Origin of the sequence: Isoptericola sp. F-RaC21, from assembly GCF_038593535.1 — a bacterium.
In the GTDB taxonomy this organism is placed as follows: domain Bacteria; phylum Actinomycetota; class Actinomycetes; order Actinomycetales; family Cellulomonadaceae; genus Isoptericola.
Map to the genome: position 1 here is coordinate 609,653 of NZ_JBCFYX010000004.1, position 19,566 is coordinate 629,218.

17 protein-coding genes are annotated in these 19,566 nt (G+C 75.5%); 8 read left to right on the forward strand and 9 right to left on the reverse strand.

Going from position 1 to position 19,566, the window contains the following annotated elements; all coding sequences use genetic code 11:
• Nucleotides 1-121 precede the first annotated feature (121 nt).
• Together AAG589_RS17655 and AAG589_RS17660 are read right to left on the reverse strand one after the other, a co-directional pair.
• Complete coding sequence (locus AAG589_RS17655; RefSeq protein WP_430568584.1) at nt 122-1,216, reverse strand: Gfo/Idh/MocA family protein; 1,095 nt, start codon at nt 1,214-1,216, stop codon at nt 122-124.
• Nucleotides 1,217-1,232: 16 nt separating this feature from the next.
• Nucleotides 1,233-2,387 carry a Gfo/Idh/MocA family protein gene (locus AAG589_RS17660; protein ID WP_430568585.1) on the reverse strand — a complete coding sequence of 385 codons (1,155 nt, stop codon included), beginning with the start codon at nt 2,385-2,387 and terminating at the stop codon, nt 1,233-1,235.
• Between the two features lie 120 nt (nt 2,388-2,507).
• Here AAG589_RS17660 and AAG589_RS17665 point away from each other — a divergent pair, with 120 nt between their 5' ends.
• Nucleotides 2,508-3,554 carry a LacI family DNA-binding transcriptional regulator gene (locus AAG589_RS17665; protein ID WP_430568586.1) on the forward strand — a complete coding sequence of 349 codons (1,047 nt, stop codon included), beginning with the start codon at nt 2,508-2,510 and terminating at the stop codon, nt 3,552-3,554.
• Between the two features lie 46 nt (nt 3,555-3,600).
• On the forward strand, nt 3,601-4,710 hold the full coding sequence (locus AAG589_RS17670) for a threonine aldolase family protein (RefSeq protein ID WP_430568587.1): 1,110 nt from the start codon (nt 3,601-3,603) through the stop codon (nt 4,708-4,710).
• A gap of 75 nt (nt 4,711-4,785) precedes the next feature.
• Here the strand turns inward: AAG589_RS17670 and AAG589_RS17675 are convergent, their stop codons facing one another.
• Nucleotides 4,786-6,039 carry an MFS transporter gene (locus tag AAG589_RS17675; RefSeq protein WP_430568588.1) on the reverse strand — a complete coding sequence of 418 codons (1,254 nt, stop codon included), beginning with the start codon at nt 6,037-6,039 and terminating at the stop codon, nt 4,786-4,788.
• Between the two features lie 179 nt (nt 6,040-6,218).
• Between AAG589_RS17675 and AAG589_RS17680 the strand changes: the two genes are divergently transcribed.
• The 4 genes from AAG589_RS17680 (at nt 6,219) to AAG589_RS17695 (ending at nt 9,920) form a co-directional block, all read left to right on the forward strand.
• Nucleotides 6,219-7,115: a winged helix-turn-helix transcriptional regulator gene (locus AAG589_RS17680; RefSeq protein WP_430568589.1), complete on the forward strand. Its 897-nt coding sequence runs from the start codon at nt 6,219-6,221 to the stop codon at nt 7,113-7,115.
• Nucleotides 7,116-7,155: 40 nt separating this feature from the next.
• Nucleotides 7,156-7,629 (forward strand): SRPBCC family protein, encoded by a 474-nt coding sequence (locus AAG589_RS17685; RefSeq protein ID WP_430568590.1) that lies wholly within the window; start codon nt 7,156-7,158, stop codon nt 7,627-7,629.
• Nucleotides 7,630-7,706: 77 nt separating this feature from the next.
• Entirely contained in the window at nt 7,707-8,930 is a 1,224-nt protein-coding gene (locus tag AAG589_RS17690; protein WP_430568591.1) for a glycoside hydrolase family 3 N-terminal domain-containing protein, read from the forward strand.
• A gap of 171 nt (nt 8,931-9,101) precedes the next feature.
• Nucleotides 9,102-9,920, forward strand: a complete 819-nt coding sequence (locus AAG589_RS17695) for a class I SAM-dependent methyltransferase (RefSeq protein ID WP_430568592.1) — start codon at nt 9,102-9,104, stop codon at nt 9,918-9,920.
• Nucleotides 9,921-10,049: 129 nt separating this feature from the next.
• Here AAG589_RS17695 and AAG589_RS17700 read toward each other — a convergent pair whose 3' ends face one another.
• The 3 genes from AAG589_RS17700 to AAG589_RS17710 all read right to left on the reverse strand — a co-directional run bounded on the left by AAG589_RS17700 (nt 10,050) and on the right by AAG589_RS17710 (nt 12,519).
• A complete protein-coding gene (locus tag AAG589_RS17700; protein WP_430568593.1) occupies nt 10,050-10,346 on the reverse strand; it encodes a hypothetical protein in 297 nt (98 codons plus the stop codon).
• The gene (locus AAG589_RS17705) at nt 10,343-11,614 is read right to left on the reverse strand and encodes an inorganic phosphate transporter (protein ID WP_430568594.1); all 1,272 of its coding nucleotides are present in this window, start codon (nt 11,612-11,614) and stop codon (nt 10,343-10,345) included. Before AAG589_RS17705 ends, AAG589_RS17700 begins: the two co-directional genes overlap by 4 nt.
• A 143-nt stretch (nt 11,615-11,757) precedes the next feature.
• The gene (locus tag AAG589_RS17710; RefSeq protein WP_430568711.1) at nt 11,758-12,519 is read right to left on the reverse strand and encodes an NUDIX hydrolase; all 762 of its coding nucleotides are present in this window, start codon (nt 12,517-12,519) and stop codon (nt 11,758-11,760) included.
• A gap of 164 nt (nt 12,520-12,683) precedes the next feature.
• Between AAG589_RS17710 and AAG589_RS17715 the strand changes: the two genes are divergently transcribed.
• Together AAG589_RS17715 and AAG589_RS17720 are read left to right on the forward strand one after the other, a co-directional pair.
• Nucleotides 12,684-13,715 carry an SPFH domain-containing protein gene (locus tag AAG589_RS17715; RefSeq protein ID WP_430568595.1) on the forward strand — a complete coding sequence of 344 codons (1,032 nt, stop codon included), beginning with the start codon at nt 12,684-12,686 and terminating at the stop codon, nt 13,713-13,715.
• A gap of 2 nt (nt 13,716-13,717) precedes the next feature.
• A complete protein-coding gene (locus AAG589_RS17720; protein ID WP_430568596.1) occupies nt 13,718-14,635 on the forward strand; it encodes a hypothetical protein in 918 nt (305 codons plus the stop codon).
• Here AAG589_RS17720 and AAG589_RS17725 read toward each other — a convergent pair.
• Genes AAG589_RS17725 through AAG589_RS17735 form a run of 3 tightly spaced genes read right to left on the reverse strand, consistent with a single transcriptional unit; the run spans nt 14,615 to nt 19,463 of the window.
• A complete protein-coding gene (locus AAG589_RS17725) occupies nt 14,615-15,670 on the reverse strand; it encodes an NAD-dependent epimerase/dehydratase family protein (RefSeq protein WP_430568597.1) in 1,056 nt (351 codons plus the stop codon). The genes AAG589_RS17720 and AAG589_RS17725 overlap by 21 nt on opposite strands.
• A complete protein-coding gene (locus AAG589_RS17730) occupies nt 15,667-18,444 on the reverse strand; it encodes an alpha/beta fold hydrolase (protein ID WP_430568598.1) in 2,778 nt (925 codons plus the stop codon). Before AAG589_RS17730 ends, AAG589_RS17725 begins: the two co-directional genes overlap by 4 nt.
• Nucleotides 18,441-19,463: a 3-oxoacyl-ACP synthase III gene (locus AAG589_RS17735; protein WP_430568599.1), complete on the reverse strand. Its 1,023-nt coding sequence runs from the start codon at nt 19,461-19,463 to the stop codon at nt 18,441-18,443. The genes AAG589_RS17730 and AAG589_RS17735 overlap by 4 nt, the downstream gene beginning before the upstream one ends.
• Between the last annotated feature and the right edge of the window lie 103 nt (nt 19,464-19,566).

A 19,566-nucleotide genomic window follows, 5' to 3' on the forward strand; every position in this document is an offset into this window, starting at 1 on the left:
CGTTGCTCGAACTCGCTCCGCGAGAGCCGCGGCGTCGCGGATCGGTCTGTCCCGCCCGGTGGTTGAGCCCGTCGAAACCACGAACCCCGGTTTCGACAGGCTCAACCACCGGCGGAGCAGGTCAGGGGGTGAGGACCCGTGCCTGCTGCTGGGCGAGGACGCTCAGCTCGGCGGCCTTGAACGCGTGCTCCTGCGTCATCGCGTTCTCGGTGCGCTCCAGGCAGTCGAGGATGAGCTGCCCGAAGTAGGGGAAGCCGACCTGGCCGTCCGCGACGAGGTGGTGCTCGCCCTCGCCGTCGACGAGGAACACGTGCCCGCCGCCCTCGCCGGTGCCGACGTTGACGTACTTGCGCAGCTCGATGTACCCCTCGGTGCCGAGGATGATCGTGCGCCCGTCGCCCCAGGTGCTCAGGCCGTCCGGCGTGAACCAGTCCACCCGCACGTACCCGGTGGCGCCGTTGTCCATGACGATGCCGGCCTCGCCGAAGTCGTCCAGCTCCGGGTGGTCCGGGTGGTGGTAGTTCGCGATGGCCGCGTGGCTGATCTCCGCGTCCTTGGCTCCCGCGTAGTGCAGCATCTGGTCGAAGTTGTGGCTCCCGATGTCGCACAGGATGCCGCCGTACTTCTCCTTCTCGTAGAACCAGTCCGGGCGGCCGGTGCCGAGGCGGTGCGGCCCCAGGCCCATCACCTGCAGCACGCGGCCGATCGCCCCGCGGTCGATCAGCTGCTCCGCGAGCACGGCCGCCTCGACGTGGATCCGCTCGGAGTAGTAGACGGCGTACTTCTGGCCGGTGCGGGCCGTGGCCTCGCGCGCGGCGGCGAGCTGGTCGAGCGTCGTCAGCGGCGCCTTGTCGGTGAAGTAGTCCTTGCCCGCCTCGATGACGCGCAGGCCGAGCGGCGCCCGCTCGGACGTCACGGCGGCGCCCGCGACGAGGCGCACCTCGGCGTCGTCGAGGATCTCCGCCTCGCTCCGCGCGACCCGCACGTCCGGGAACTTGCTGCGCATCACCTCGACCTTGGCCGGGTCGGGGTCGTAGACCCACTTCAGCGTGCCGCCGGCGCCCGCCAGGCCCTCGCACATGCCGAACACGTGGCCGTGGTCGAGGCTGGTCGCCGCGAACACGAACTCGCCCGGCTCGACGACCGGGTCCGGCACCGGGTTCGGCGCGTACGCGGCGCCGCTCGCGGTGCTCGCCGCGCTGATGGGGGCGCTCATGCCTTGCTCCTCGCGTTCATGCCTTGGCCCTCACCGTGATCGCGCCCGGCAGCTCGCCCACCGACGCCGACTTCTCGAAGAAGTGCGGTGCCCGCTCCACGAGCGTGCCCGTGCGGTAGAACGGGTCGTCGGGCGACAGCGGCAGGTCGACCGTGCGGCGCTCGATGCCCGCCTCGTAGATCGCCGTGACCAGCTCGATCGCGCGGCGCCCGTCCTCGCCGTCGACGGCGGGACGACGGCGCTCGCGCACGGCGTCGAGCATGTCGGCGATCTGCCCTGCGTGGCCGGTGTGCTCCAGCGGGCGGTGCGCCGCCGCGACGGCCTCGATCTGCGCGACGCGCTCCGTGTCGTCCTCGTCGGCGGGGAAGCCGTTGGGGTTGGCGAGGTTCGCCTCGACCTTCCACGGCTGCGAGACGCGCGCGTTGCGGCCCTGCACGACGATGGCCTGCTCCTCGCCGTGGCTCACGACCGAGGCGGTGACCTCGGCGAGCGCGCGGTCGTACTGCAGCACGCTCACGGACAGGTCCTCGACCTCGGCGTTCTCGTGGGCGGCGTTGGTGAGCACCGACGTGACGGCCTTCGGGGAGCCGAGCATCCACAGGGTCATGTCGAGGTGGTGGATGGCGTGGTTGAGCGTGCAGCCGCCGCCCTCGCGCTCCCAGGTGCCGCGCCACCACAGGTCGTAGTACTCCGTGCCGCGCCACCAGGCGGAGCTGACCTGGGCGTGGGTGACGGGGCCGGCGAGGCCGGAGTCGAGCACCTCCTTGAGCGTCGCGATGTCGTCGCGGAAGCGGTTCTGCGCGACGACGGACAGCAGCCGGCCGTTGTCCTTGGCGGCCGCGATCATCGCGTCGCACTCCTCGAGCGACGGCGCCATGGGCTTCTCGACGAGCACGTCGACGCCGGCCTCCAGGGCCTGGATCGACAGGGCGGCGTGGGTGGACGGCGGTGTCGCGACGCTGACGAGGTCGAGGTTCTCCGCGGCGAGCAGCTCGGCGGCGTCGGTGTAGACGCGGGCGGGCTCGAGCCCGAGCTCCGCGCGCAGGGCCTCGGCGCGGCCGGGGGCCGGGTCGCACAGCGCGACGATCTCGCACTCCGTGCTGAAACGCTGGTAGCCGTCGATGTGCGCCCGGGCGATCCCGCCCGTGCCGACGATCCCGATTCTGAGCATGGTTCCTCCGGTGGAACGAGCTGGCGATACGGCATGATACGTATCATGCGGCGGGTGTCACAGTGACTCCCGGGCCGCGGTCCTGTCAAGGCGAGGGGTGAGGGAGGTCATACTGTGGCGGTGCCGAACCCTCCCACGAGCCGCGACGTCGCGCGTGCCGCCGGGGTCTCGCAGACCACCGTCTCCTACGCCCTGACCGGCCGCGGCACGATCTCGGCGACCACGCGCGAGCACGTGCTCCGGGTGGCCGACTCCCTCGGCTACCGGCCCAACCTCGCGGCGCGCTCCATGCGCACGCGACGGTCCGGGCGCCTGGCCGTGGTCACGGGCGCGACGCTCGACAACCAGCTGCGGCTGCTCGCCGGCGCCGGCGAGGTGGCGGAGGCCGCGGGGTTCGCCATGGAGACCCACACCGTCGACGGCACGGTGGAGCAGCGCACCGCCCGCGTGCGGGACCTCGCCGCGAGCCGCCAGTACGAGGGCATCCTGACCCTGGTGCCCGTGCGGCCGGAGGCGCTGACGGGGCCGGCCGGGGAGCGCGACGGCGCGACGCCGGTCGTGGCCGAGGCGACGTTCGACGAGCAGATGCGCACCCTCGGCGACCTCGCCGACGCGAGCGCCGTGGCGGCCTTCGTCGAGACGCTGGTCGCCGCCGGGTACCGCCGGTTCGTGCACGTCGGCGGCGACCAGCAGTACGCGTCCGCCCGCGCGCGCCGGGACGTGTACCTGGCGGCCGTCGCCCGGGCGGCGGCGGACCCGGCCACGGCGGACGTCGTGTCGCTCGGCGTCCTCGGCGGCTCCTGGTCCGGCGACGTCGCGCGTCGTGCGGTCGCGGAGATCCCCGCCGACGCGCCGCCCCTGGCCGTGATCGCCGCGAACGACTACCTCGCCGCCGGCGTGGTGCGGGGCGCCGCCGAGCGCGGCTGGTCGGTCCCGGGCGACCTGGTCGTCACCGGCTGGGACAACTTCGAGATGGGCGCGCTGATGATGCCCTCCCTCACCACCGTCGACGTCGACTTCCCCGAGGCCGGCCGCACCGCGATGCGGCGGCTGGTTGCCACCGTGCGGGGCGAGCCGCGCCCCGGCCCCGGCGCGCCGATCCACCGCGTCGTGTGGCGCGAGTCCACCGGCGACCTGGCCGGCGGCGCGTCGACGGACGCCCGGTGACCACCCGGTGGTTGAGCCCGTCGAAACCCGGCCTACCCTGATCGGCGTGACCGAGCCCCGCACCCTCCCGCCGTTCGCCTCCGACAACTACGCCCCCGCGCACCCGGAGGTCCTCGCCGCCGTCGCGGCCGCGAACGACGGGTACGCCGTCGCGTACGGCGACGACCCGTGGACGGCACGTCTCGACGAGCGCGTGCGCGAGGTGTTCGGCGCCGGCGCGCTGGCGTTCCCGGTGCTCAACGGCACGGGCGCGAACGTCGTGTCGCTCACCGCGCTCTCCCCGCGCTGGGGCGGCGTCGTCGTCTCCGACGTCGCGCACGTCAACACCGACGAGAACGGCGCGCCCGAGCGGGTGGGCGGCCTCAAGCTGCTCGCCTGCCCGTCGGTGGACGGCCGGATCACGCCCGACGACGTCGCGCGCTGGGCGGGGCAGCGCGACGACGTGCACCGCGCGCACCCCGCGGTGCTGTCCCTCACGCAGTCCACGGAGCTCGGCACCGTGTACCCGCTGGAGGACCTGCGCGCGCTGACCCGCGTCGCGCACGACCTGGGCATGGCGGTGCACGTGGACGGCTCGCGCCTGGCCAACGCCGCCGCGTCGCTCGGCTGCTCGCTGCGGGCGCTCACCACCGACGCCGGGGTCGACGTCGTCTCCCTCGGGGCCGCGAAGAACGGCGGCATGCTCGGCGAGGCCGTGCTCGTGCTCGGGCCCGACGACGCGCCCGACCCCGCGTCCGCCCGCGCCCGGGAGGCGGCGTCGGCCGCCGTGCCGTTCCTGCGCAAGGCGACGATGCAGCTCGCGTCCAAGACGCGCTACGTGTCCGCGCAGCTCCTCGCGCTGCTGGGCGAGGCCGGCGACGACGAGCCGCTCTGGCACCGCAACGCCGCGCAGGCGAACGCCGCGGCCGCACGGCTCCGCACCGGGCTGTCAGACCTCGCGCCCGCGGTGCGGATCACGCGCCCCACGGAGGCCAACGCCGTCTTCGCGACGCTGCCCCGGGTGGCCGCCGACCGGCTGCGCGCCGTCGCCCGCTTCTACGACTGGGCCGACGGCGAGTCGCCGGACCGCGTCGAGGTGCGACTCATGTGCGCCTGGGACACCGCGCCGGAGACGGTCGACGCGTTCGTCGCCGCGGCGGCCGAGCACGTCCGCTGACCACCGCTGGTTGAGCTCGTCGAAATCCGGTCCGGGTTTCGACGCGCTCCACCAGCGGGGCGGGTTTCGACAGGCTCAACCAGCGAGCGGCGTCTCGACGAGCCGGGCGTCGTAGTCCTCGAGGTTCCGCAGCCGCCGCACGGGGCTGAGCCCGACGATGACGGGGCCGAGCAGCAGCACGAACGCGGAGCCGAGCAGCACGGCCCGGTTGCCCACGTGCGCGGCGAGCACGCCCGCCGCGAGCGACCCGAGCGGGATCATGCTCCACGACACGAACCGCACGGTGGCCATGACGCGCGACAGCAGCTCGGGCGGGCTGGCCACCTGCCGGTAGGTGCGCGTCACGACGCTGCCCGGCACCACGGACGCCCCGAACACCATCGTGCCGACGGCGAAGCAGAGCCAGCCCGCGGCCCCGGCGCCCAGCGGGATCAGCAGGGCGCCCGCAAACCCGACCAGGCCGTCGAGCAGCAGCACCCGCGCGGAGCCGAACCGCCGCACGAGCCACGGCGTGGCCGTCGCGGCGAGGAGCGACCCCACGCCGTCGGCGGCGAGGAGCACGCCCACCATGGCGGGCGGGGCGTCGAGGTCGCGCACCAGGTACAGCGCGAAGAGCCCGGCCTGCACGCCGCACACGAGGTTCACGACGCACGCCCACCAGGTCGCCGGCGCCATCACGGGGTGCCGCACGACGAAGCGCCAGCCCTCCGCGATCATCCCCATCCCGGGCCGCGCCTCGCCCTCCCCGAGGGCGGGCTCCCGCCGCTCGGGGAGGCGCCGCAGCAGCAGGGCGGACACGACGTACGACGCGGCGTCGACGAGCAGCGCGGGCACGGCGCCGACCGCCTGCACCAGCAGCCCCGCCACCGACGGCCCGCCGAGCTGCGTGGCCGCCTGCGTGCCGGAGACCAGGCTGTTGCGGCTGGTCAGCTCGTGCTTCGGCACCACCGTGGGCAGGAACGTCGTGTTGGCGGTGAAGAAGAACACCTCGGCCACGTTGACCGCGAGGGCCGCCAGCACCAGGTGGACCAGGCGCAGCTCCCCCAGCCACCAGACCAGCGGGACGGCGAGGATCACGGCGGCGCGCACCAGGTCGGCCGCCACCTGCGTGGCGCGCAGCGGCAGCCGGTGCACGATCGCGCCGGCCGGCAGGCCGAGCACCACCCAGGCGAGGTACGACGACGCGGCCAGCAGGCCCGTCTCGACCGAGCCGGCGTCGAGCACGGTCACCGCCGCCAGCGGCAGCGCGACGGTCGTGACGGCGGTGCCGACGCCGCTGGTGGTGCTCGCGGCCCAGTAGGTCCAGAACGGCCGTGCACTCGTGGCCACCGGCCACCTCCTCGTCCCGCGCCCTCCCGGGCGCTGTGAGCGGGCGTTTGGCCCTGTTCGACGCCGCGAACAGGGCCGAACGCCCGCTCACAACGACGATCCGTAGTAAGTTCCAAATTGGAACTTATATGACGGCACTGGATGGACGCACACCCCGGCCCGGCGAGAGGATGGCCCCCATGCGCCGCGAGGACCTTGCCGACAGCGACTGCGGCATCGCGCAGTCCCTCGGCGTCGTCGGCGACTGGCAGAGCCTGCTGATCGTGCGCGAGGCCGCCGCGGGCGTCACGCGGTTCGAGGGCTTCGCCCGCGAGCTCGGGCTGTCGCGCCGCGCCCTCACCGAGCGGTTGGGCGGCCTCGTGGAGCACGGCGTCCTGGAGAAGGTGCCGTACTCCGAGCGCCCTCCGCGCCACGACTACCGGCTCACCGCGCGGGGCGAGGGCCTGCTGCCCGTGCTGCTCGCGCTGCAGGAGTGGGGCACGCGGTTCGTCCTGGGCGACGGCGAGGTCAGCGGCGCCCTGGGCGACGGCGACCTCGCGCGGGCCCGCGCGCTGGAGGGCTCCCGGGTGCCCGACGTCGCGCTCGCGGCGCACGACGGCTCCACGGTGCGGCTCGTCGACCCCGACCGGTGGACGGCGCTGTTCTTCTTCCCCGGCGCCTACGCCCCCGGCACCCACGGCTACCCGCCGCGCTGGGGCGACGTACCCGGCACGGCCGGCTGCACCCTCGAGTGCGTCACCTACGGCCGCCGGCACGCCGACCTCGAGGCCGCCGGCGCGCGGGTGCTCGGCGTGAGCACGCAGCATCCGGAGCAGCAGGCGGCATTCGCCGCGCACGCAGACCTGCCGTACCTGCTGGCCTCCGACCAGGACGGGCTCGCGGCCTCCGCCCTGCGGCTCCCCGTCTTCCGCGCGGGCGGCTCCGACCGGCTCAAGCGCGTCACGCTGCTGGTGGGCCCGGACGGCGTCGTGCGGCACGTGCAGGCGCCGGTCACCGACCCCGCGCAGTCGGTCGACGACGTGCTCGACCTCGTGCGCGACCTGGCGGGGACGGCGGCGGCGAGGGCCCGGCGTTAGGGTCGGAACGAACCCGGCGCCGGCGGAAGGAATCTCCACCATGACCAGCCCGACCAGCCCTTCGAGCACGTCCGAGCACCGCTACCCGCACGTCGCCGAGGCGTCGATCCACGTGGCCCAGCCGCCCGAGAGGGTGTGGGCCGAGCTCATGCACCCGGGGGCCCGCTGGATGCTGGGGGCGAACATCGAGTCGGACTTCCGACCGGGCAGCCCGATCACGTTCGAGGGACACTTCTTCGGCCGCCAGTTCGCCGACAAGGGCGTGGTGATCGCCGTCGAGCGGCCCCGGCTGCTGCACTTCAGCCACTTCTCGCCCCTGGCGGAGCTCGCGGACCTCGAGGACAACTATCACGACATTCGCATCACCCTCGAACCGGACGAAACGGGTACGGTCGTGTCCGTGAGGCAGGAGAACATCGACACGGCCCAGCACGCGACGAACTCGCAGGCGCACTGGCAGGACGCGCTCGCCACCCTCGCCCACCGCGACGGTGCGCCTGCCTGGCGCGCGTGACCCCCCGCAGTCGTCCCTCGAGCCTGGCGAGACCCGGCTTCGACAAGCTCCACCGGCGAACGATCGCACTCGCTGCCGTGCTGCTCCTCTCCGCCTGCTCCGGCGCCGGCACCGAGCCGTCGCCCGGCCCGGCGTCGTCGGCCTCGTCCGTGCCGCCGGCCTCGGCCTCGCCCACGTCGTCGGCGAGCCCGTCGGTCTCGCCGACCCCGACGACGTCGGAGCCCGGGCCCACCGGCAGCACGGGCAGCACCGCGAGCCCGGAGAGCCCCGACGACGTGCTCGCCGGCTGGAGCCTCGAGCAGAAAGTCGGGCAGCTCCTCATGGTCGGCGTGTCGGTGAGCGACCCCGCCGCGGTGAGCGCCACCTCGATCCGCGACGACCACGTGGGCAACGTGTTCCTGCACGGCCGCAGCGAGGCCGGCCTCGACGCGACCCGCGAGCTGGTCGACGAGTACACGGCGCTGGTCTCCCGCCGCTCGACGCACGGCACTCCGCTGCTCGTGGCCACCGACCAGGAGGGCGGCCTGGTCCAGGTGCTCCGCGGCCCCGGCTTCTCCGACATCCCGAAGGCCACCGAGCAGGCCACGTGGAAGCCCGCCACGCTGCAGGACCGCGCCGAGGGGTGGGGCGACGAGCTCGCCGCCGCCGGCGTCAACCTCAACCTGGCGCCGGTCATGGACCTGGTCGACGAGGACGCCGCCGCCGACAACCCGCCCATCGGCTACTTCGGGCGGAGCTACGGCTTCACCCCGCGGTCGGTGGTGCGCTCGGCGAACGCGTTCAGCGCCGGGCAGCGCGCGGCCGGCGTCGAGCCGGTCATCAAGCACTTCCCGGGCCTCGGGCGGGTCACCGCCAACACCGACACCGACGCGGACGTGACCGACGACGTCACCACCCGCGACGACCCGTCCGTCCGCGTCTTCGCGCGCGGGATCGAGGCCGGGGCGCGGTACGTGATGATGTCCACCGCCGTCTACGAGCGCATCGACCCCGACATCCCCGCCGCCTTCTCCCCCGTCGTCGTCGACGACCTGCTGCGCGGCGACCTCGGGTTCGACGGCGTCGTCATGACCGACGACCTGTCGGCCGCCGCGCAGGTGCAGGACCGTTCTCCCGGCGAGCGCGCCGTCGACGCCGTGGACGCCGGGGTGGACCTCGTGCTCGCGTCGGCCGACCCGTCCGTCGCGCCCGCGATGGCGGACGCCCTCGTCGCGAAGGCGCGCAAGGACCCCGACTTCGCCGCGAAGGTGGACGCCTCCGCCCGCCGGGTCCTGGCCGCCAAGGCCGACCTCGCCGGCTGACCGCCCCCGCCGAGGTAGCCCAGATCCCCGCGAGGTAGTTCAGGTCCCCGCGAGGTAGTCCGAAGCTCGGCGAGGTAGTCCAGGCCCCCGCGAGGTAGTTCAGGCCCTGCCGGGCTCCGCCGATCGCGAACGGCGTTGCCCTGGCCGGCATCGCGGGTCTTGTCTGACGGCATGAGCACCCCGCCCGCCCTGGATCCCGAAGAGCTCCGCAAGGTCGCGTCGTCGTTCGGCGTCGACGCCGCCGCCTACGACCGCGCCCGCCCGCGCTACCCCGACGCGCTGGTCGCGGCGATCGCGGACGCCGCGCGCGACGGCGCGACCGGCCCGACGCCGCGGGTGCTGGACGTCGGCGTCGGCACCGGCATCGTGGCGCGGCAGCTGCGCGCGGCCGGCTGCACCGTGCTCGGGGTGGACGTCGACGAGCGCATGGCCGAGGTGGCGCGGCGCGACGGCGTCGACGTCGAGGTGTCGCCGTTCGAGGAGTGGGACCCGGCGGGCCGCGCGTTCGACGCCGTCACCGCCGGCCAGACCTGGCACTGGGTGGACCCTGACGCCGGCGCGGCCCGCGCCGCCGAGGCGCTGCGCCCCGGCGGCGCGCTCACCGTGTTCTGGAACGCGGGCGACCCGCCGCACGACCTGGCCGTTGCGTTCGCCAAGGTGTACCGGGACGTGCTGCCCGGGTCGCCGCTGGCCGCCACGGGGACGGCGTCGGCGGAGACGGCCTACCGGCAGATGCTCGCGACGGCGGCCGACGGCATCCGGCGCACGGGGCAGTTCGCCGAGCCGCGCGAGCGCCGCGACACCTGGGAGCGCACGTACACCCGCGACGAGTGGCTGTCGCTGGTGCCGACCACCGGCGTCGCCACGCGGCTGCCGGCCGCGCAGCTCGGCGCCCTGCTCGAGGGCCTCGGCGCCGCGATCGACGCCGCCGGCGGCAGCTTCGTGCAGCAGGGGTTCACGCTCACGCTGCACGCCGCCTCCGCTGGTTGAGCCTGTCGAAACCTTCGCCGGGTTTCGACAAGCTCAACCAGCGGGAAGGTTCGACAAGCTCGACCAGCGGGAAGGTTCGACAAGCTCGACCAGCGGGAAGGTTCGACAAGCTCGACCAGCGGGAACTGGTCAGTGGCCGCCGGACACCAGGAAGACCAGGCCGAAGGCGATCGCGCCGACCACGACGCCCATGCAGGCGATGGCGCCGGCGAGGCGGGCCGGCGTCGGGCGCGGGATGGCGACGACGCGCGACGAGGGCGCGTCGTCCGCGTCCCCCGACCGCACCACCGGCGCGGCCGCGGCGTCGGCCGAGGTCGTCCCGGCCAGCAGCCGCAGGCCGAGCGCGAACAGCGCGGGGATGCCGGCGCCCACGATCAGGCCGGCCACGAGGACCTGGCCCAGGGCGCCCCACTCGATGACGTTCATGCGTCCACCTTCGGGTTCGACGGGGCACTGACGGAGCCCACGGCGCCGACGGCGGGAGCGACGGAGGACGCGGTGGCGACGGCGGGCACGGGCCCGACGCGCTCGCCTCCGGCCTCGCCGGTCGTGGCGGCGACGGGCTCGAGGGACGCGCCCTTCTCCTCGTCCCACGCCTCGTTGACGTTGGTGTGGTCGACCGGCTTGCGGCGCGACACCAGCCAGATCGCCGCGGAGACGACGACCAGCAGCGCGAAGACCGCGATCGTGCCGGCGGCCCCGCCGATGGACGACTCGAGCCAGTGGCACAGGGCGCCGACCAGGCCGGCGGCGGGGAGGGTGACCATCCAGGCCACGAACATGCGGCCCGCGACGCTCCACCGCACCTTCGCGCCCGGCATGCCGACGCCCGAGCCGAGCACGGAGCCGGTGGCGACGTGCGTCGTGGAGAGCGAGAAGCCGAAGTGGCTGGACAGCAGGATGACGGCGGCGGACGACGTCTCGGCGGCCATGCCCTGGCGGGTGTCGATCTCGACGAGCCCCTTGCCGAGGGTGCGGATGACGCGCCAGCCGCCCAGGTAGGTGCCGAGCGCCATCGCGAGCGCGCAGGACAGGATGACCCAGAACGGCACGTTCGAGTCGGCCGGCACGGCGCCGCCCGCGATGAGAGCGAGCAGGATGATGCCCATCGACTTCTGCGCGTCGTTGGTGCCGTGCGCCAGGGAGACGAGCGACGCGGAGCCGATCTGGCCCCAGCGGAAGCCGCGGTTCGTCACGTCCTGCGGCACGCCGCGGGTCAGGCGGGCCACGAGCCACGTGCCCAGGCCGGCCACCGCGATGGCGACGACCGGCGCGATGAGCGCGGGTACGAGCACCTTGGCGATGACGCCCGACCACAGCACGCCCGACGTGCCGACGGCGGCGAGCACGGCGCCCACCATGCCGCCCACGAGGGCGTGCGAGGAGCTGGACGGGATGCCGAACAGCCAGGTGATGAGGTTCCAGACGATGCCGCCGACCAGGCCGGCGAGCACGACGGGCAGGGTGATCACCCCGGCGTCGACGATGCCCTTGGCGATCGTGGCGGCGACGGCGAGGGAGAGGAACGCGCCGACGAGGTTGAGGACGGCGGACAGCGCGACGGCGGTCCGGGGCTTGAGGGCTCGGGTGGCGATGGAGGTGGCCATCGCGTTGCCCGTGTCGTGGAACCCGTTCGTGAAGTCGAATGCGAGGGCGGTCACGACGACGAGCGCGAGCAGAAGCGTCTCGGTCACGGCACCCATCGTGAAGGGTGAACCTGAGGGGATTCGACCGCCGGTGGGCCGTTCGGTGAACTGTTCCGGGACTGTTCACCTGCTGTTCATCTGGCGGCGGCGTGTCGCTCTTCGCGTGGCGCGCCGCGGGGCGGGAGGGCGGCTCAGGCCCGCGGGCGCAGGAGCGGTGGGTCGATCACGGCGCGGACGACGGCGGGCCCGTCGCCGGCCCGCTCCTCGCGCCCCCCGGGGGGCGCCGGCGCGGCAGCCCGGTAGAGCGCGGCGGGCCGCCCTGCGCCGCCCGAGGTGACGCGGCCCGTCTCCTCGAGGAGGCCGGGCGTGCCGGTGGCCTTGCGCGAGAAGTTCCGCGGGTCGAGGCGCACGCCCCAGACCGCCTCGTACACGCGCCGGAGCTCCGCGACCGTGAACTCGGGCCCGCAGAAGGCGGTGGCGAGCGGGGAGTACTCGAGCTTGGACCGGGCGCGCTCGACTCCGTCAGCCAGGATGCGCGCGTGGTCGAACGCGAGCGCCGCATCCTCGCCGACGGCCTCGAGCACGTCGGTCGCCGGGTGCCAGGCGACGGCGCCGGCGTCGGAGCCGGGACGCACGACGCCGAAGTCCGGCGCGAGCAGCAGGTGCGCCACGGACAGCACGGGACCGCGCGGGTCACGCCCCAGCGGCCCGTAGGTGCCGAGCTGCTCCAGATGGCCGGGCGGTGCGACGCCGGTCTCCTCGGCGAGCTCGCGCGTCGCGGCGGCCGTGAGCCCCTCGCCCGGCAGCACGAAGCCGCCCGGCAGGGCGAGCGCCCCGCGGAACGGCTCGACCCCGCGCTCGACGAGGAGCACCTGGAGCGCGTCGTCGCGCACGGTGAGGGCGACCACGTCCACCGTCACGGGCAGGAGCGCGGCGTCGGGCGGCACGCCCACGGGTCCGCCGCCGTCGGCCCCGGCCGCGCTGCCCCTCGTCTCGTCCGTTCGTGCCACCCGGCCACCCTACCCGCCTTGCTGTCAGGTTGACGAGAATCTCCGAACCTGGTTATCGTCACTCTGACATCAATTAATCGTCATCATGACGAGAATCGGAGGGCATCATGGCCACCATCCGCACCTACCCCTGGACCCGGCACTTCCTCGGCAGCCCGACCGGGCACGTCGTGCACCTGCGACACGGCCGCGTCGCGCACCAGGGCGTCGGCCAGGCCTTCTGGTTCCGGCCCACCACCTCGGTGCTCAGCGAGGTCCCCGTGGACGACCAGGAGCTGCCCGTCTTCTTCCACGCCGTCACGACCGACCACCAGGACGTCACCGTCCAGGCCAACGTCACCTACCGGTTCGCCGACCCGGTGACCGCCTCGCAGCGGCTCGACTTCGCCGTCGACCCGCACGACGGCGCCACCAGCACCGACGGCCGCGACCAGGTCACGACCATCGTCGGCCAGCTCGCCCAGAGCCACGCCACCGACGTGCTCGCCGGGATGAGCCTCGCCGAGGCCATGACCGCGGGCGTGCCGCGCGTCCGCGCCCTGCTCACCGAGGCGCTGCCCGCCGACCCGCGGCTGGTCGCGACCGGCATCGCCGTCGTCGGCGTCCAGGTCCTCGCCGTCCGGCCCGAGAAGGACGTCGAGCGCGCCCTGCAGACCCCGGCCCGCGAGCAGATCCAGGCCGAGGCCGACCGCGCCACGTACGAGCGCCGCGCGCTCGCCGTCGAGCGGGAGCGCGCCGTCGCCGAGAACGAGCTGGCGAGCAAGATCGAGCTCGCCACCCGCCGCGAGCGCCTCGTCGCCCAGGACGGCGCGAACGCGCGCCGGGAGGCGGAGGAGCAGGCGGCCGCGGCGATGGTCGAGGCCCGCGCTCGCGCCGAGCGCTCGACGCTGGAGACCGACGCGCGGGCCGAGCAGGTGCGCGCCGTCGGCGAGGCCGAGGCCGCGGCGGAGAGCGCCCGGATGGCCGTGTACACCGAGGCGGGCCAGGGCACGCTGGTCGCCCTCGCCCTGCGCGACGCCGCCCGCTCGCTGCCCGACGTGCAGCACCTCACCATCACGCCCGACCTGCTCACCGGGGCGCTGGGCGGCCTGGTGCAGGGCGCGCTGGGCGGCGGCGCCCCGACCGGGAAGGCGGCCTGACCGTGCTGCGCCGACGGGCGGTCGTCGTGCACCGCCGCACCGAGCTCGACGAGCTGCTGGACCGGCACGGCACGCGCGGGCAGGCCGAGTTCTTCCTGCGCTCCCGGGGCCGCACGCTCGCCGAGGTGCAGCAGCGGCACGACGCGCTGGCCGCCGCGCGCGACGCCGTCGTGTCCGCGCTACCGGCCTCCTGGGCGCGGGCGGACGTGGAGCGCGCCGACCTGTCGCGGTTCCTCGTCGCGCCGGAGGACGTCGTCGTGGTGGTGGGCCAGGACGGGCTGGTGGCGAACGCGGCCAAGTACCTGCACGGCCAGCCGGTGCTCGGCGTCGACCCCGAGCCGGGCACCAACCCCGGCGTGCTGGTGCGGCACTCGGTCGCGGCGGCCGCGCGGCTCCTGGGCGACCTCGACGGTCCCGCGCCCGGCGGCGCGCCCGACCGGGCGGCCGTGCTGCCGGTCGACGCGCTCACGACGGTGCGCGCCGAGCTCGACGACGGCCAGCGCCTCACCGCGCTCAACGAGGTCTTCGTGGGCCACCCGTCCCACCAGAGCGCGCGGTACGCGCTGCGATGCGCGGCGGGCGAGGAGCGGCAGTCGTCGTCGGGGCTGCTCGTGGCGACCGGGACGGGCGCCACCGGCTGGTGGGCGTCGCTCGCGCACGACCGCGGCGGGCGGGCCGCGCCCGGGCGGACGGACGACCGGCTCGGCTGGTTCGTCCGCGAGGCGTGGCCGTCCCCCGGCACCGGGACATCGCTCACCGAGGGCACGGTGGAGCCGGGCGACGACGTCGCGCTCACGGTCGCCTCCGACCGGCTCGTCGTCTTCGGCGACGGCATGGAGGACGACCGGCTGGTGGCGACCTGGGGCCAGACCGTCACGGTGCGGGCCGGCGGGGAGCCGCTACGCCTCGTCCGGCCCTGAGCCCTCCGCCGCGGCCGGTGCCGTGCCGCCGTAGTGCACCGCCAGGCGCCGCAGCCCCTCGTCGACGCCCACCGCGGGCGTCCAGCGCAGGTCGCGCCGCGTGGCGCGCTGGTCGAACCAGTGCGCGGTGGACAGCTGCTCGGCCAGGAAGCGGGTCATGGGCGGCTCGTCGACGCCGGGCCGCACCCGCCACAGCGCCTCCACGAGGCCGCCGGCCGCCCGCGCCAGCCCGGCGGGCACCCGCCACGCCGGCGGCTCCACCCCCGCCGCCCGGCAGATGCCGGACAGCAGGTCGGCCACGGTGCGCGGCTCGCCGTTGGTCAGCACGTACGCGCGCCCGCCGACGACGTCGGGCGCGTCGCCCAGCCGGTCGAGGGCCGCGAGGATGCCGTCGGCGGCGTTGTCCACGTAGAGGGTGTCGATGAGCGCCGCGCCGTGGCCCAGCAGGGGCAGGCGGCCGCGGGCGGCGCGGTCGACGACGCGCTCCACGAGCTGCGTGTCCCCCGGCCCCCACACCAGGTGCGGCCGGACGGCGACGACGCGCGGCCCGACGCCGTCGCCGTCCCCGCCGGGAGCGCCCGCGCCGTCGCGGCCCAGTGCCAGCAGCTCGCCCGCGGCCTTGGTGCGCGCGTACTCCCCGCGGGCGTGCTCGGGGTCGGCCGCCGTGGCGGGGACGCCGACCAGCGACGTCCCCAGGTGCGCGACCGACGGGGACGACACCTGCACGAACCGGCGGACGCCTGCGCGCGCCGCCGCGTCCAGCAGGGTCCGCGTGCCGCCGACGTTCACGGCCTCGAACTCGGCCGGCTCCCCGGCCAGCGAGACCTTGGCCGCGAGGTGCACGACGACGTCGGCCCCGGCGACGGCGCGCGCGACGACGTCCGCGTCGGTGACGGAGCCGAGCACGTCCGCCGCGCCGGCGACGCCCGACGGCCGCCGCTGCAGCGTGCGCACGTCGCTACCGCGGGCCACCAGCGCGCGGGCCACCGCGCTGCCGAGCAGCCCGGACGCCCCGGTCACCAGGACGGCCGTCACGGCCGCCCCACCCGTCCGCCGGTGAGCACGCGGTCGGCCCAGGCGGCCAGCCGCGTGCGGTCGATCTTGGAGTTGTGCCGCACGTCGGTGGGCATGCGCCCCACCACGAGCACGGCCGCGAGGCGAACGGGCGACGCGGCGCGCACGGCGGAGGCGAGGCCGTCGGGCGCGAGGCCGGGGCCGTGCGTGCCCTCGACGGTCTCGGCGACGGCCACCGGCTGCTGCACGCCCGCCGGCCCGACCCCGACGACGGCGGCGCGGCGGACCTGCCGCACCCGCTCCACGTGCTGCTCCGGCCCCACGGGGGCGAGCGGCCCGTCGGCGGTGCGCAGCACGTGCGCCAGGCGCCCCTCGATCCACAGGCGGCCCCGGTCGTCCAGGTGACCGACGTCGCCCGTGCGGTGCCAGCGGCCGGGCGGGGTGTCGCGCTCGGCGGCGAGGTCCGTGAGCCACAGCCGGTCGTAGCGCTCCTTGAGGTGTCCGGCACGCACCAGCACCTCGCCGAGCACCCCGGGGGCCGCGGACGGCGCCCCGGTCGCGGCGCCGTCGTCGTCGAGCGCGCTGACCAGCACCTCGCCGCCGCCGACGGGTCGGCCCACGCAGACGCCGGCGTCGGGCGCCGCGGCGGCCTCGCGGATGCCGTCGAGCGTGATGTCGGTGACGAGCAGGCACTCCGTCATCCCGTACGGCGTGTGCGCGGTCGCGGCGGGCATCAGCTCGGCGGCCGAGCCCAGCAGCTCGGCCGAGATCGGCGCCCCGGTCGACAGGAACGTGTCCACCCGGGCGAGGGCCGCGCGGTCGGCGTCATCCATGGCGTCCGCCGTGGCGACGACGTTGAGGATCGCCGCCGGGGACAGGAAGACGATGCGCGCGTCGGACGCCCGCACGGCGTCGGCCACCGCCCGCGCGGTCAGCGTCGCCGGGGAGGACACGTCCATCACCGGGGTCACGGACCGCGTGCCGAGGGCGGGCCCCAGCAGGGCGAAGGGCGCGAACCCGGTGACCAGGCCCGTCTCCGGGCCGACGTCGAAGTGGGCGGCGAGCGCGTCGCGCAGCGCGGACAGCTCGGCGTGCCGGTAGACGACACCCTTGGCCGGGCCGGTCGACCCGGACGTGAACAGCACGGCCGCCTCGTCGTGCGGGCCGGGCTCCGTCGGCAGCGGCCGCCCCTCGCCCGCCCGGGCGACGTCGACCAGCTCGTGGGTCACGCCCAGCGCCCGGCGCACGGAGGGGGCCAGCGGCTCGGCGGAGATCCGCACCCCCGGCCAGCCGAGCGCCCGCGCCGCCGCCAGGCCCTTGCGCTGCGCGACGACGAACCGCGGCCACGCGCCCCGCTGCGCGCGCGTCAGCCCGCGCACACCGAGCCCGGCGTCGGCCACCACCACGACTGCGCCGATCCGCAGGCAGGCGTACACCACGGCGGTCAGCGTCGGGCCCGGCTCCACGAGCAGCGACACCCGGTCGCCCCGGCGCACGCCGATCCCGTGCAGCCCGGCCGCGATGCGCCGCACCTGCCGGTCCAGCGCCCGCCAGCTCGCGGTGAACGGCCCGCCGTCCGCGCCCGTCGTCGTCATGTCCAGCACGGCCGGCGCGGCGTCGTCGGCCCGCCCGTCCAGCGCCGCCCACAGGGGGACGAACCCGGACGACGCCGTAGCCCCCTTCCCCGCGGACGGCGAGGTGATGCGCGAGGCGGAGGGGTCGGGAACCTCGGGCACGGATGTCAGAAGTCCCGAAGTGGAGGGCCCCCTGGGGCCCGTGAACGCATCCGTGCCCGAGGTTGCCGACCCCTCCGCCGACAGCACCCCAGGCCGCACCCCCGACAGCGAGGACAACCACGACAGCACCGGCGGAGTCCAGTCCGCGTCCTCCGCGATCAGGTGACCGGCGTCCGCGAACCGGTGCACGTGCGCGTGCGGCAGCCGGCGGACGAGGTCGTCGAGGTACCGGTCGGAGAAGATCGGGTCGTGCGGCCCCCACAGCAGGACGGCGGGGACCTTCAGCCCGGCGACGCCGGCCGCGACGCGGTCCAGCTCGTCCGCGCTGGGGTGCGCGCCATCGACGGGGATGTCGGCGACGAAGCCCTCGATGCCGTCGCGCTCGTCGGCGGTGAGGTACGGCAGACGGTAGGCGGCGGCGACGTCGGCGGCCAGCCGCGGGCGGGCGAGCGCGAGCGTGGTGTCCAGGAAGGCGCGGGTGGTGCGCGTGCCCAGGCGGTGCACGGGGCCGGCGAGGGCGAGGCGCAGCGGCGCGGGGATCGGCGCGTCGTCGGGCTGGTGCACGGCGGTGTTGAGCAGCGCGACGCCGGCGAGCCGGTCGGGGTGGTCGACGGCCCAGCCGAGGGAGACGACGCCGCCCCAGTCGTGGCCGAGCGTCACGACCGGCCCCGTCAGCCCGAGCGCGTCGGTGAACGCGCCGAGGTCGGCGACGCGGCGGGCGAGCGGCCGATGCTCTCCGGTGCGCTGCGACAGGCCCATCTCGAGCTGGTCGACGGCGACGACGCGCCACGCCGGCCCGCCGTCGGCCGCCGCGTCCACGGCGCCGGTGACCAGCCGCCGCCACAGGTACGACCAGGTGGGGTTGCCGTGCACGGCGAGCACGGTGCCGACGGGCTCGAACCCGCGCGCGGCGAGCTCGGGGCCGTTGTCGAGGTAGTGCCACGACGCACCGGTGGCGTCGGTCAGCACGTGGCTGTACCGCGGGTCGAGGCCGGGCAGGCCGGGGGGCACGGTGTCGGCGGGGCGGCGGGCGTTCACGGGGGCGGTCCGTCCCGTCACCAGGCGAGCTCCAGCATCGCGGTGTTGATGCCCGAGCCGACGCCCATGAGCAGCACGCGGTCGCCGTCGCTCAGCGAGTCCTGCTGCTCCACGAGCGTGATCGGCACGGACGCGGGGCCCACGTTCCCGAGCCGCTCGTAGGTGGTGGGCACCTTGGCGCGGTCCAGGCCGACGGCCTCGACGATGGCCTCCGTGTGCACGCGGGAGACCTGGTGGGTGACGTACCGGTCCATCCGCGCCCAGTCCCAGTCGGCGACGGCGTCCTTCCAGGCGTCGACGACGAGCTCCAGGCCGCCGTCGAGCAGCGCCTTCGCGTCGGTGAACATGCCCTCGGTGCTGCCGACGCACAGGTCGTGGAACCGCGTCGCGGCGCGCGTGACGCCGCCGAGCACGCGGTGCCCGGCCGGGTGCTCGTCCGCGCGCCCCAGCACCGCCGCGGCGGAGCCCGAGCCGAGCGTGAGCGACGCGAACTCCTGCATGAAGTCGTCGCGGCTGCGGTCCTCGCGCAGCAGCCGCTCGATCGTGCGGTCGTGGATGATGTCGGCGTCCTCGCCGTCGACGACGACGGCGTACCGGACCTGACCGGAGTCGATCATGCCCGCGGCGAGACTCATGCCGTTGATGAAGCCCAGGCAGGCGTTCGCGACGTCGAAGTTCACGGCCGACGACGGCAGCCCCAGCCCGTGGTGCAGGCGCACCGCGACGGACGGCTCGAGGTGCTTGCGCGTCACCGAGGTGTTGATGAGCAGGCCGACGTCGGCGGCCTCGACGCCCGCGACCGCGAGCGCCTCCCGCCCGGCGGCGACCGTGGCGTCGTCCACGTCCTCGTCCGCGGCCCAAGCGCGCCGCTCCCGCACGCCGGCGACCCGTTCCAGCAGCGTGGTGGGCAGCCGGAGGCGCCGCAGGGCGGGCGCGAGCCGCTCCTGCACCGCGGCGGAGGTCCGCACCCCTGCCGGGATCCTGCTGGTCACGGCCAGCAGTGCGACGTTGGCGAACCTGGTGGTGGCGTTCCCTGACACACGAGCTCCAGACGGCCGGTCGTGCGAGCCCGCACGGAGCCGGCTCAGCGACGAGTAGGCGGGGCCGTGCGACCCCGGCCCCGCGACGTTACGACGTCCGGGG